Below are 11,700 nucleotides of genomic sequence, written 5' to 3'. Positions count from 1 at the left end.
CCACCGACGAGCACCACGCCCGGTGTGCGGTCGTGGGCGCCCACCGCCGTGAGCTGGCCCTCGCGCAGCGCCGTGAGGATGTCGTCGCGCAGGGCGGCGGACTTCATCGGCTCGCGGTTTCCGAGCACGCCGAACGTGACTGTGCCGTGCCTGCCGGAGGCCGGGGTCCAGGCCGTGCCGCGGCTGCCGTCGTCGCTGCGCACGCAGAAGATGCGGCGCGCCTCAGCGGCAGCACTGATGCGCTCGTTGGCCTCCGCGTCGTCGGTGGCGGCGACGACGTACCACGCACCGTCCAGGTCGGACTCCACGAACTCGCGCAGGACGAGCGTCACCTCCGCCGCCATGCCCTCCAGCGCGGGCGTCACCTCGGGCGACACCACCGTCACTGTGGCCCCCGCGGCGATCAGCGTCGGAACCCGACGCTGGGCGACGTGACCGCCACCCACCACGACGACCCTGCGGTCGGTCAGGATCAGGCCCGAGAGATAGGGCGTGGCGTCGCTCATGGGCACCATCCTCCCCGATGGCCGCGGGCGGTCCCGACCGCGTCCAGCGTCAGCGTCGAGGATCGCGAATGCCGCTACCCACCGCCTTCGGCAGCGCGATCGACCAGCGCCTTGCCCGCGTCGCAACCGCCTCCTAGGTTCGACGCATGAGCATCCAGCGCCCGATCGCGCCCAACCCCTACGACTACCTGCCGCCGGTCCCGTCCTTCACCGTGACGAGTGCCGACGTCTCCGACGGGCAGCCCCTGAAGGACGACCAGGTGGCCGCCGCGGGCAACACCTCACCCCAGCTGAGCTGGTCGGGCGCGCCCGAGGGCACCAGGTCGTTCGTCGTCACCTGCTTCGATCCCGACGCGCCGACCCCGAGCGGCTTCTGGCACTGGGACCTCGTCGACATCCCCGCCGACGTCACGTCGCTCGCCACCGGCGCGGCCGGAGGCAACCTCCCCGCCGGCGCCTTCCACGTCCGTAACGACGGTGGCGAGGCGGGCTTCATGGGCGCCGCTCCCCCGCAGGGCGACCACCCCCACCGCTACTTCTTCGTCGTGCACGCAGTGAAGGACGCGACGCTGGGTGTCGACGCGGACGCCTCCAACGCCGTCGTGTCGTTCAACCTGGCGTTCAAGACCCTCGGTCGGGCGATCCTGCACGGGACCTATCAGCACTGAGCGCTCCGCGCTCGATCAAGCACTGAGGTGTGAGAGGATCCCCCTCGCGCAATTTTCGGGGGGTCGGGATGCTGTACGTCGCCATCGCGACGCGGGCGTTCCGCCGCTACTCGACCTACCGGGCGGCCACGCTGTCGGGCATCTTCACCAACTCGGTGTTCGGGATCATCTACTCCTTCGCCTACCTCGCCCTCTGGAAGGCCAACCCGGACGCGGGCGGCTACGACCGTGTCGACGCCGTCACCTACGTGTGGCTCGGCCAGGCGCTGCTGATGACGGTCGCCCTCTGGGGCGGCGGCACCACCGACGATCTCGCGGAGCGCATCCGCACCGGTGACATCGCCATCGACCTCTACCGTCCCGTCGGGCTGGTGCCGTGGTACCTCGCCGGCGACCTCGGCCGCGCGTGCTTCCACCTGCTGACGCGCGGCCTCGCGCCGACGGTCATCGGGGTGATCCTCTTCGACATCAGGCTGCCCGCCTCCCCCGCGGCAGGCCTCGGCTTCGCGCTGGCCGTGCCGCTCGCCGTGATCGTGAGCTTCTCCATCCGTTTCCTGGTGGCGAGCTCGGCGTTCTGGCTCCTCGACCAGTCGGGCGTCAAGGTGATGAGCGGCGCCTTCGCCATCTTCTTCAGCGGCATGATGCTGCCGCTCGTGCTGTTCCCCGGCTGGCTCGGCACGCTCGCGCGGGCGCTGCCGTGGTCGGCCTACGTGCAGGTCCCGGCCGACATCTGGCTCGGCAAGCGCACGGGTGTCGATCTCGCAGTGGCCCTCGGCTTCCAGGTGATGTGGGCCGCGATCCTGCTGGGCTGCTGCCAGCTCGTCCTCCGGGCGGCGACCCGCAAGGTGGTGGTGCAGGGTGGCTGAGGCCCTCCACCACGCTCGCCGCTACCTCGACATCGCGTGGCTCTGGATCCGTGCCGCGTGGGCCTATCCGGCGTCGTTCATCATGCTGGCGGTCGGCAACGCGATGATCACCGGTCTCGACTTCGTCGGCCTCTGGATCATGTTCAGCCACCTCGACGATCTCGCCGGCTTCTCCCTGCACGAGGTCGCCTTCCTGTACGGCGCCGGCTCGGTCGGCCTCGGCATCGCCGACACCCTGATCGGCAGCGTGGAGCGGATCGGCACCTACGTCCGCACCGGTCGGCTCGACCAGATGCTGACCAAGCCGGTGCCGCTGCTGGTGCAGGTCTGCGCCGACCAGTTCACGCTGCGCAGGCTGGGCCGGATCACCCAGGCGGCCGTCGTGTTCGGGTGGGCTGCGGCGTACGTCGACTGGACCCCCGCACGCGTGCTCGTGACCGTCTCCATGGTCATCAGCGGCGCGGCGGTGTTCTTCGGCCTGTTCGTCGGCTTCTCCTGCATCCAGTTCTGGACCACCGACGCGACGGAGTTCGCCAACGCGTTCACGTACGGCGGCGCCACGGTCACGCAGTATCCGCTCTCGATCTTCCCGCGCGAGGTGATGGTCGCGCTGAGCTTCGTCATCCCGGTCGCGTTCGTGAACTGGTATCCCGCGCTGTTCGTGCTCGGCCGCGACGACCCGTTCGGGATGCCGGCCTGGCTGCAGTTCGCGTCGCCGCTGGCCGCCGTGGCCGCCGTGGCCGTCGCCCTGCTCATCTGGCGCACCGGGGTGCGCCACTACACGTCCACCGGGAGCTGACCATGAGTCTGATCGACGTCACCGACCTCGAGCGCACCTTCGCCGTACGCCGCAGGGTCGACGGTGCCCGACGCAAGACCCGGGAGACGGTGCGGGCCGTCCACGACCTCACGTTCAGCGTGGCTGCCGGAGAGATGGTCGGCTACATCGGCCCGAACGGTGCTGGGAAGTCGACCACGATCAAGATGCTGACCGGGATCCTGGTGCCGACCGGTGGCTCGTTGACGGTCGCGGGGCTGGAGCCGCAGCGCAACCGCGTTGAGCTGGCGCGCCGGATCGGCGTGGTCTTCGGCCAGCGCACGACGCTGTGGTGGGACCTGCCGCTGCGGGACTCCTTCGAGCTGCTCCAGAAGATCTACCGCATCCCGCCCGAGCGCTACCGAGCCAACCTGGCGCGGTTCGTCGAGCTCCTCGACCTGGGCGACCAGCTGGACACCCCGGTCCGCCAGCTCTCGCTCGGCCAGCGGATGCGCGGCGACATCACCGCCGCTCTGCTGCACGACCCGGAGATCCTCTACCTCGACGAGCCGACGATCGGCCTCGACGTGATCAGCAAGGGGCGGCTCCGCGAGTTCCTGCGCGCGCTGAACGCCGAGCGCGGCACCACGTTGATGCTGACCACCCACGACCTGCAGGACATCGAGGCCCTCTGCGACCGGGTGATCGTGATCGACCACGGCACCGCCGTCTTCGACGGCCCGCTCGCCGGCCTGCACGAGCAGGGCGGGTCGACCCGCACCCTGGTGGTCGACCTGGTCGACGAGTCCGAGCCCATCGTGGTGCCGGGCGCCACCGTGCGGCGGGTGGAGGGGCCGCGGCAGTGGCTCTCGTTCCCCGCCGACGCGAGCGCCGCGCCGATCGTCGGCGCCATCGCTGCGGCGTACGACCTGGCCGACCTGTCGATCCAGGAGCCCGACATCGAGGACGTCATCCGTGAGCTCTACACGCGCTCCTAGCGCGATCAGCGCCGGATGCCGCGATAGATGCCACGGTCGGTGATCCACGGCTGCAGGATCCGGTCGACCGCCCACAGCGGCACCCGGAACGCACGCCCGTTCGCGAGATGGACGACCAGTCCGTCGGCCTGGAGCCCGAGCACCGAGCCCCACCGCCGCCGCGGCGGCACGTAGTCCTTCAGCGCCGTCCCGGCCAGGTGCGCGGCCACGTTGTGGCCCAGCGTCCGGTGTCCCCAGTTGCGGGCCGAGGTCCGCAGCGGGTCGGTCGCGGCGACGTCGCCGATCGCGAACACACCGTCCGTCCCGGCGACCCTCAGGTCCGGCCCGACCTGCACGAAACCGTGCTCGTCGAGGACCTCGCCCGGCAGGAACGCGGTGTTCGGCCGCACCCGCCCGATCGCCCACAGCACCGCGTCGCCGTGACTGTCGGGCTGTCCCGTCGTCCACGCCACCGGCTCGGTGGTGATCCGCTCCCCCGCGAACCCGTCCGCGACGACGGCGCGATGCCCGGGGTGGAGGCCGACACCAAGACGCTCGAGTCGCTGCCGCACCCGTGGCCACACCGCGCGGTGGTGCTGCGGCAGCGCGGCGTCGCCGGGGAAGAACAGGTCCACCCTTGTCGAGGGGTACGCCGCGGCGAGCTGTGCCGCACTGGCAACGGCCGCCGCTCCCCCGCCGACCACGATCACCGACCCGGCAGCTCGCAGCTGAGCGTGGGCGGCGGCGAGATCGGCGACCACCTGCTCGGCGGTCTGGACCTTCGGCTGACGCCAGAACCCGTTCCGCACACCGGTCGCGACGACGAGCACGTCGAAGGCCAGCGCTGATTCATCGACGACGACCTGCTTGCGCACCAGGTCCACCGACTCCACCGCGCCGCGCGCGATCCGCACCCCGTCCAGCCCCCGAAAGTCCTCGAACGCGATGCGATAGTCCCGGCTCCATCGGTCGGGGCGGGCCAGCCGCAGGCCGAGCTCCTGGCCGCTCACCAGCCCGGGCTTCGTCGCGATCCCGACGATGTCGGCGTCAGGCAGACGCCGGCGCAGCTCGATCGCGGACAGGACTCCGGTGTCGCCCATCCCGGCGATGACGATGCGGGTCACGGGGCCGAACGAGCAGATCGCGGTGGCCGCGGCACGAACCTCGGCACGGTGTCGATCACCCGCTGGTAGTCCGGGCGCCGCGCGAGGCTGCGCTCCTCCATCATCGGGATGCTGGCGCCCTGGAACATCGCCACCAACGCGACGACGCCGAGCGGCAGCCACCACCAGTCGCTTGGCGAGGCGGCGATGCCGAACAGCGCGACCGAGACCCAGACGCACAGCTCGCCGAAGTAGTTGGGGTGTCGCGACCAGCCCCACAGCCCGGTGGCGAGCACCTCCCCGGGCTGACGCTGCCCTGCAAAGGCGCTCAGCTCCCGATCGGCCCGGGTCTCCAGCGCGATGGCGGCGGCGCCGACGAGGAGCGCGACCCCGTCGAGCCAGCCCAGCGGCCGGGTGCCGACCGACAGTGCGACGTACGCGGGGACCAGGGCGAGGAAGACCAGGAGCGACGGGATGACGTGGATGGCCACCAGGTCGATCAGGAGCTCCAGGCGTGGTGCCCTGCTCCGCAGCAGGTCGTAGCGCCAGTCCTCGTGCGGGTGCCCGGGATAGGTGCGCACCCAGTTGGCGGTGAGGCGGACCGCCCACACCGCGACCACGAGGCCGAGCAACGCGGCCCGCCAGCCGACCGTGTCGTGCTCGCGGACCAGCCACCAGTACAGGACCAGGAGCGGCGGCGCGACACTCCACCAGGCGTCGTAGAAGCTGCTGTTCCGCATGCCTCGGCTGACCGCGAAGATCACCAGTGTGGCCAGCAGATCTGCGATCAGCGAGTCGAGCAACAACCACGACGACGATGGCCCGAGGACCAGCCAGGCGAGCCCGACACCGCACGCCACCACGTAGGCCAACGCCACAAAGGCGAGTGTGCGGACGCGGGTCATGGCGAGACGTTAGCGTCTGACTCATGCCCGATGCCTTGAAGACCGACGTCCTGGGCCGTCCGTATCAGGTCGAGACCATCGATCTTCTCGACGACGCCGAGGGTCCGGTGGTGGCCACCCTGGTCCGCAAGCCGACCCGCAAGCGTGCTGGCCGCGCCGTCCTGCACGTGCACGGCTTCGCCGACTACTTCTTCCACCGTGAGTACGCCGAGTGGTGGACCGCGCGGGGCTACACCTTCTACGCCCTCGACCTCCGCAAGTACGGCCGCTCCCTGCGCGAGCACCAGACGCCCAACTTCGTGGAGGACCTGGCGGAGTACTACCCCGAGCTCGACGAGGCGTGGCACCGGATCACCGAGCGCGACGGACACACCAGCGTGGTGGCGACTGCGCACTCGACCGGTGGCCTGACGTTGCCGTTGTGGACCAACGAGCGTCGCCCGACCGAGCTGGTGGGGATGTTCCTCAACTCTCCGTGGCTCGACATGCAGGGCTCCGCGTGGCTGCGCAACCCAGCGGCTCGGGCGGCACTGGACCAGCTCGGGGCGCGGCAGCCGCACCGGCTCATCCCTCGCACCGTGAACACCTTCTACGGTCGCTCGCTACATCGTGACCACGAGGGCGAGTTCGACTACAACTTCGACTGGAAGCCGCTCGAGTCCTACCCCGTCTACGCCGGCTGGTTGCGCGCCATCCGTCGCGGCCACGGCCAGATCCATCGCGGCCTCGACCTCCCCACCCCCACCCTGGTGCTGTCGTCGGGTCGCACGGTGTACCCCCAGGAGATGGGCGAGGAGGTCCACACCAGTGACATCGTGCTCGACGTGCAGCAGATCCGGCGCTGGGCCTCATCCCTGGGCTCGCACGTCACCAGCATCGGCATCGACGGCGCCCGCCACGACGTCGTGCTGTCCCGGCCAGAGGCCCGCGCTCGCGCCTACGCCGAGATCGATCGCTGGTTGGCGGCGTACGTCGAATGAACACCCCCGTGAGCGACCGGCTCCCTTCGTCGGCGGGCACCCGGCTGCTCGGGGCCGTCGCCGCCGGGACTGCAGCGGGCGTCGGCACGGCGCTCCTGCTCAACGTGCCGATCGGCATCCTGCTCGGCATCACGGTGCTGCACGCGACCTTCGTCCTGACCGGCTGGGTCTCGCTCTGGCCCCTCACGGCTGACGGCACCCGTCGCAATGCGCGGCGAGAGGACTTCAGGACCACGACCGAGGAACTGCTGATCGTCGCCAGCTCGCTGGGCGGCTTGGTCGGGATCGGCGCGCTGCTCGTCCTCGACCGCTCCTCGACCGACCGGATCGCGGCCGTGCTCGCGCTGGCCGGCGTCTTCATGGCCTGGGCGAGCCTGCACCTGATGTACGCCGCCCGCTACGCGCACCTCTACTACGCGGGCGCCGACGACACATGGGGAAGTGGCATCGACTTCAACTCCGACCACCCGGCGGCCTACCGCGACTTCTTCTACTTCAGCTACAACCTCGGCATGACCTACCAGGTCTCCGACACCGACGTCTCGAGCCCGCGGATCCGCTCGGTGGTGCTGCGCCACTGCCTGCTGTCGTACGTGTTCGGCGCGGTCGTGCTCGCCAGCACGATCAACCTCGTCGCGTCGGTCGCCATCCGCTGAGCCGCCACTGGGTGAGCAGCGATCGTGTCCGAACCACGTCACTGCCCTCAGGTCAACAGCGTGATCAGCGCGGTCAGGCCCACGACCACGATGAAGCCGCGCAGCACCGTCGCCGGCAGCCGTCGTCCGATCGAGGCCCCCAGGACCCCGCCGACGATCGCACCGGAACCGATGAGCGCGACGATCCGCCAGTCGACGTCGGCGACGAGCGCGAACAGGACGCCGGACACTGCGTTGACGAGGACCGCGAGGACGTTCTTCAGCCCGTTGAGCCGCTGCAGGGTCTCGTCGATGCCGATCCCCATGATGGCCATCATGAGCACGCCCTGGGCGGCGCCGAAGTAGCCGCCGTACACCCCGCACGCGAACATCCGCGGCCACACCCACCACGCACCCCGCGCCGGCAGGCCACCGCTCGACTCGTGCCGGCGCGCGACCCACTGGGAGATCCGCGGCCCGGCCACGACGAGCAGCAGGCCGAGCAGGATGAGCGCGGGCACGACGAGTTCGAAGGCGCCCGGCTGCCAGAGGAGGAGCAGTCCGCCGAGCAGCCCACCGAGGGCCGACGCGCTGGCCAGGTGCAGGATCCGGCTGCGCTGGCCGACCAGCTCCCGGCGGTAGCCGACGGCGCCGGCGACCGACCCGGGGACGAGGCCGATCGAGTTGGAGACGTTGGCGGTGACTGGCGGCACCCCGAATGCCAGCAGGGTCGGGAACGTGATCAGCGTTCCCGACCCCACCACGGTGTTGATGGTGCCGGCGGCCACGCCCGCGAGGGCGATCAGGACGGCTTCGAGCAGGCTCACGCCGTCGGAGGCTCCTGGGTGGAGTCATCGCGGCCCGGATCGAGCGGCGGGTCGACGAGCGCAGCGACCGGCGGAGCGGCCGTGGGAGTCCGGCTGGCCGACTCCGCCGCGGCGATGGCTTCCTCGACGACCTTCTTCGTGGAGCCCGCACCGGACGACTGCGGCAGCTGGGGCTCGGTGGGGCCCATGTCGACGCGCGTGCGCGGCGTGGCGTTCTGCGGGATGCCGGCGATCTCGTGGATCGAGGAGCCGAGGCCCTCCAGTGCCTTGGTGATCTCCGAGGGGATGACCCACACCTTGTTGGCGCTGCCCTCGGCGATCTTCGGCATCATCTGGAGGTACTGGTAGGCCAGCAGCGACTGGTCGGGCTGGCCGTCGTGGATGGCCTGGAAGACCGTCTGGATGGCCTGCCCCTCGCCCTGGGCGCGCAGGATCGACGCCTCGCGGTCGGCCTGGGCGCGCAGGATCTGCGACTCCCGATCACCTTCGGCGTTGAGGATCTGCGACTGCTTGGAGCCCTCGGCGGTGAGGATGGCAGCCTGTCGCGAGCCTTCGGCGGTGAGGATGACGGCGCGCTTCTCACGGTCGGCGCGCATCTGCTTCTCCATCGAGTCCTTGATGGAGGGCGGCGGGTCGATGCCCTTGAGCTCGACACGGTTGACGCGGATGCCCCACTTGCCGGTGGCCTCGTCGAGCACACCACGCAGGCCGGAGTTGATCTGGTCGCGGCTGGTCAGCGTCTCCTCGAGGTCCATGCCACCGACGATGTTGCGCAGCGTGGTCATCGTGAGCTGCTCGATCGCCTGGATGTAGTTGGCGATCTCGTAGGTCGCGGCGACCGGGTCGGTGACCTGGAAGTAGATGACGGTGTCGATCGAGACGACGAGGTTGTCCTCGGTGATCACCGGCTGCGGCGGGAACGACACGACCTGCTCGCGCAGGTCGATGAGGTAGCGCAGTCGGTCGATGAACGGCATCAGGATGTTGAGGCCGGCGGGCAGCGTGCCCTTGTACTTGCCGAAGCGCTCGACGATGCCGGCGCGGGCCTGCGGAACGATCCGTACGGTCTTCGCGAGCAGCACGATGACGAACAGGACCAGTAGCGCCAGCAGGATCAGGGCGATCTCCATGGACGACTCCTTCGTGGGACGGACGTGTGGTTCAGGACTCGAGCCGGGCGACGGGGTGGACGACTGCCGTCGCGCCGCGGATGGCGAGCACCTCGACGGTCTCGCCCGCCAAGATGTTGGTGGTGTCGTCGTAGGGTTCGGCGGTCCAGAACTCACCAGCGAGCTTGATCCGGCCCGCGGACAGACCCGAGATGTCCTCGGTGACGATGCCCTGCCTGCCGATCAGCTTGCCGTGCCCGAGCGACAGCTCGGGCCCACTGTGCAGACGCTTGATCATCGTCGGCCGCACCATCGCCAGCGCTGCCACCGAGGCGGCGGACGCGGCGAGGATCTGGACGGCGATGTGCAGATCGAGAACGGCCGCGAGCATGCCGACGAGGGCACCGGCCGCGAGCATGATGAGGATCAGGTCGAGAGAGAACATCTCGGCCACGCCCAGCACGATCGCCAGCCCGAGCCAGGTCTCCAAGGCATGCTCTCGCAACCACTCCATGTCTCGACCCTATCCGGTGGCTGTGCGCGTGGGACGCCCGAGCAGGAGGTTTCAGCCGGCGCTGTGCTGGGGACGACGACGGGCCGCGAACCGGCCCTCCTCCTGGCTGAGCAGGATCGGCATCCCGAAGGTCTCCGACAGCGTCTCGGCCGTGACGACGCGTTCGAGGGGACCGGAGGCGACCACCCGCCCCGACCGCAGGAGCAGGGCGTGGGTGAAGCCGGGGGGGATCTCCTCGACGTGGTGGGAGACGAGCACCGTCGCCGGCGAGTCGGGATCGAGGGCGATCACCGACAGCGTCGAGACGAGGTCCTCGCGGCCACCGAGGTCGAGCCCCGCGGCCGGCTCGTCGAGCAGCAGCATCTCGGGGTCGGTCATCAGCGCCCGGGCGATCTGCACCCGCTTGCGCTCGCCCTCGCTGAGGGTGCCGAACGTCCGCTCGTGCAGGTGCGCGGCACCGACCTCGGTCAGCAGGGACGCGGCGCGGTCGTGGTCGAGGTCGTCGTAGATCTCGCGCCACCGGCCCAGCACGCCGTAGGACGCCGACACCACGACGTCCTTGACGAGCTCGTCGCGCGGGATCAGGTCGGCCAGCGCGGAGCTGGTGAGGCCGATGCGGGGTCGGAGGTCGAAGACGTCGACGGTGCCGAGCACCTCGCCGAGGATGCCGGCTACGCCGGACGTCGGGTGGATCTGGGCGGAGGCCACCTGCAGCAGGGTGGTCTTGCCGGCGCCGTTGGGACCGAGGATCACCCAACGCTCGTCCTCCTCGACGGCCCAGTTGATCTCGTGGAGCAGGGTCGATCGCCCCCTGCGCACCGTGATGTCGGCGAACTCGATCACGGCGGTCATGCGGCTCACCCTATCCAGCACAGAGCGGCCCGCTCGACCCCCACGTATTCTCACCAGCCGTGCCCCTCGAACTCCCCCTCTCCGCCCGGCTCGCGTGGTGGCTGACCGCCTGGCTGCGGGGCACGGAGGTCACCGACCATGTGCTCGACGCCGTCACCGACGGCGACCTCGCACACGTGGTGGACGGTCTGACGGGGGGTACGGCGATGCTTGACCTCCTCCTCGAAGCGAGGCGCTCCGGCGCCACCGGTGCCGGGCTCGCCCTGCCGGTGGAGGGCGACCTGCTCGGGCTCGGCGGACCCCGCGACTTCAACGACGCGGCGATCGAGTCCGGTGAGGCGGTCGTCGTCGGATCGTGGGCGGCAGTGCCGCAGGTGGTGGGCGAGGTCTGCCACTGGCGGATGCTCCCGGCCGCCGTACGGCAGCTGCCCGATGTCGGCGAGGCGGATCGGATGTTGCGCACGGCCCTGCTCGACACGGCCACCCTGCTCGCCGACCTCGAGGTCGCCCGCTGGCGGCCCGAGGTCGCCGACCAGCTGATGAACATCGGGCACCTGCCGGGCCTGGAGGCGCCGCTGGGGACACCGCCGAGGTGCGCCGACCTGGCGGCACGCGGGCTGCAGGGCTGGGCGATCGCGGACCTGGCGCTCGCGGACGACGGCGGTGCCGTGTCGGCGTACGAGATCGAGGCACGACGCGCGGCGCTGCAGCCGCTCGAGCGGGCATCGCGGCGAGCGATCGTCGCCGCCTGCTCGCCCGAGGTGTGGCCACCGGTCTAGGACTTGGCCCACACCCCGAGCTGGTTGCCGCTGTTGTCGGTGAAGATGAATCGACGCCCACCGGGGAACTCGTAGGGCGCCTGCGTGATCGTCCCGCCGGCGGCCCCGACCGCGGCCACGGAGGCATCGAGGTCGTCGGAGTAGAGCAGGACGAGGGAGCCGCCCGGCCCCGGGGTGCCCAGGCCCAGGCCACCCAGCTCCCCGTCCCCGGAGGGCGCCTTG

General features: G+C 70.5%; 14 protein-coding genes and 1 pseudogene. 7 read left to right on the top strand and 8 right to left on the bottom strand.

The features are described 5' to 3' along the window. The coding region (locus RMO85_RS05440) for an NAD(P)-dependent oxidoreductase (protein ID WP_310527096.1) at nucleotides 1-506 on the bottom strand (506 nt) is incomplete at its 3' end. 146 nt (nucleotides 507-652) lie between these two features. On the opposite strand from RMO85_RS05440, the gene RMO85_RS05435 reads away from it, so the two are divergent. The 4 genes from RMO85_RS05435 (at nucleotide 653) to RMO85_RS05420 (ending at nucleotide 3,795) form a co-directional block, all read left to right on the top strand. Then, a complete protein-coding gene (locus tag RMO85_RS05435) occupies nucleotides 653-1,174 on the top strand; it encodes a YbhB/YbcL family Raf kinase inhibitor-like protein (protein ID WP_310527088.1) in 522 nt (173 codons plus the stop codon). A 68-nt stretch (nucleotides 1,175-1,242) separates the two neighbouring features. Then, nucleotides 1,243-2,040, top strand: coding sequence for an ABC-2 family transporter protein (locus RMO85_RS05430; protein ID WP_310527083.1), 798 nt, complete (start codon nucleotides 1,243-1,245; stop codon nucleotides 2,038-2,040). Beyond that, nucleotides 2,033-2,839 (top strand): ABC-2 family transporter protein, encoded by an 807-nt coding sequence (locus RMO85_RS05425; RefSeq protein ID WP_310527080.1) that lies wholly within the window; start codon nucleotides 2,033-2,035, stop codon nucleotides 2,837-2,839. The genes RMO85_RS05430 and RMO85_RS05425 overlap by 8 nt, the downstream gene beginning before the upstream one ends. 2 nt (nucleotides 2,840-2,841) lie before the next feature. After that, nucleotides 2,842-3,795, top strand: a complete 954-nt coding sequence (locus RMO85_RS05420) for an ATP-binding cassette domain-containing protein (RefSeq protein ID WP_310527079.1) — start codon at nucleotides 2,842-2,844, stop codon at nucleotides 3,793-3,795. 5 nt (nucleotides 3,796-3,800) lie between these two features. On the opposite strand, the gene RMO85_RS05415 is transcribed toward RMO85_RS05420, so the two are convergent. After that, nucleotides 3,801-4,898, bottom strand: a complete 1,098-nt coding sequence (locus tag RMO85_RS05415; protein ID WP_310527077.1) for an FAD-dependent oxidoreductase — start codon at nucleotides 4,896-4,898, stop codon at nucleotides 3,801-3,803. Then, nucleotides 4,895-5,782 (bottom strand): DUF1295 domain-containing protein, encoded by an 888-nt coding sequence (locus RMO85_RS05410; protein ID WP_310527075.1) that lies wholly within the window; start codon nucleotides 5,780-5,782, stop codon nucleotides 4,895-4,897. The genes RMO85_RS05415 and RMO85_RS05410 overlap by 4 nt, the downstream gene beginning before the upstream one ends. A gap of 23 nt (nucleotides 5,783-5,805) precedes the next feature. On the opposite strand from RMO85_RS05410, the gene RMO85_RS05405 reads away from it, so the two are divergent. Both RMO85_RS05405 and RMO85_RS05400 read left to right on the top strand, forming a co-directional pair. Further along, nucleotides 5,806-6,762, top strand: coding sequence for an alpha/beta hydrolase (locus RMO85_RS05405; RefSeq protein WP_310527073.1), 957 nt, complete (start codon nucleotides 5,806-5,808; stop codon nucleotides 6,760-6,762). An 8-nt stretch (nucleotides 6,763-6,770) separates the two neighbouring features. Then, entirely contained in the window at nucleotides 6,771-7,418 is a 648-nt protein-coding gene (locus RMO85_RS05400; RefSeq protein WP_310527071.1) for a DUF1345 domain-containing protein, read from the top strand. Nucleotides 7,419-7,465: 47 nt separating this feature from the next. Here RMO85_RS05400 and RMO85_RS05395 read toward each other — a convergent pair whose 3' ends face one another. From RMO85_RS05395 to RMO85_RS05380, 4 genes are read right to left on the bottom strand one after another with little or no spacing between them, the layout of a single operon-like run. Next, entirely contained in the window at nucleotides 7,466-8,224 is a 759-nt protein-coding gene (locus RMO85_RS05395; RefSeq protein ID WP_310527069.1) for a sulfite exporter TauE/SafE family protein, read from the bottom strand. Beyond that, a complete protein-coding gene (locus tag RMO85_RS05390; RefSeq protein WP_310527068.1) occupies nucleotides 8,221-9,354 on the bottom strand; it encodes an SPFH domain-containing protein in 1,134 nt (377 codons plus the stop codon). The genes RMO85_RS05395 and RMO85_RS05390 overlap by 4 nt, the downstream gene beginning before the upstream one ends. A gap of 31 nt (nucleotides 9,355-9,385) precedes the next feature. Beyond that, the gene (locus RMO85_RS05385; protein WP_310527066.1) at nucleotides 9,386-9,847 is read right to left on the bottom strand and encodes an NfeD family protein; all 462 of its coding nucleotides are present in this window, start codon (nucleotides 9,845-9,847) and stop codon (nucleotides 9,386-9,388) included. 51 nt (nucleotides 9,848-9,898) lie between these two features. Continuing rightward, nucleotides 9,899-10,699, bottom strand: a complete 801-nt coding sequence (locus RMO85_RS05380) for an ABC transporter ATP-binding protein (RefSeq protein ID WP_310527062.1) — start codon at nucleotides 10,697-10,699, stop codon at nucleotides 9,899-9,901. Between the two features lie 59 nt (nucleotides 10,700-10,758). Here RMO85_RS05380 and RMO85_RS05375 point away from each other — a divergent pair, with 59 nt between their 5' ends. Further along, nucleotides 10,759-11,478: a hypothetical protein gene (locus tag RMO85_RS05375; RefSeq protein WP_310527056.1), complete on the top strand. Its 720-nt coding sequence runs from the start codon at nucleotides 10,759-10,761 to the stop codon at nucleotides 11,476-11,478. Here the strand turns inward: RMO85_RS05375 and RMO85_RS05370 are convergent. Next, nucleotides 11,475-11,700 (bottom strand): annotated as a pseudogene (locus RMO85_RS05370) (VOC family protein); the annotation flags it as partial. The gene RMO85_RS05375 and the pseudogene RMO85_RS05370 sit on opposite strands and share 4 nt — an antisense overlap.

It is taken from the genome of Nocardioides sp., from assembly GCF_031422975.1.
GTDB lineage: Bacteria > Actinomycetota > Actinomycetes > Propionibacteriales > Nocardioidaceae > Nocardioides.
This window is presented reverse-complemented; position numbering and strand designations above follow the sequence as displayed.

Excerpts from the sequence above, each read along its gene's own strand:
- RMO85_RS05435 (WP_310527088.1), top strand. The coding sequence starts at position 653 with ATGAGCATCCAGCGCCCGATCGCGCCCAACCCCTACGACTACCTGCCG.
- RMO85_RS05430 (WP_310527083.1), top strand. The coding sequence starts at position 1,243 with ATGCTGTACGTCGCCATCGCGACGCGGGCGTTCCGCCGCTACTCGACC.
- RMO85_RS05420 (WP_310527079.1), top strand. The coding sequence starts at position 2,842 with ATGAGTCTGATCGACGTCACCGACCTCGAGCGCACCTTCGCCGTACGC.
- RMO85_RS05410 (WP_310527075.1), bottom strand. The coding sequence starts at position 5,782 with ATGACCCGCGTCCGCACACTCGCCTTTGTGGCGTTGGCCTACGTGGTG.
- RMO85_RS05405 (WP_310527073.1), top strand. The coding sequence starts at position 5,806 with ATGCCCGATGCCTTGAAGACCGACGTCCTGGGCCGTCCGTATCAGGTC.
- RMO85_RS05390 (WP_310527068.1), bottom strand. The coding sequence starts at position 9,354 with ATGGAGATCGCCCTGATCCTGCTGGCGCTACTGGTCCTGTTCGTCATC.
- RMO85_RS05385 (WP_310527066.1), bottom strand. The coding sequence starts at position 9,847 with ATGGAGTGGTTGCGAGAGCATGCCTTGGAGACCTGGCTCGGGCTGGCG.
- RMO85_RS05380 (WP_310527062.1), bottom strand. The coding sequence starts at position 10,699 with ATGACCGCCGTGATCGAGTTCGCCGACATCACGGTGCGCAGGGGGCGA.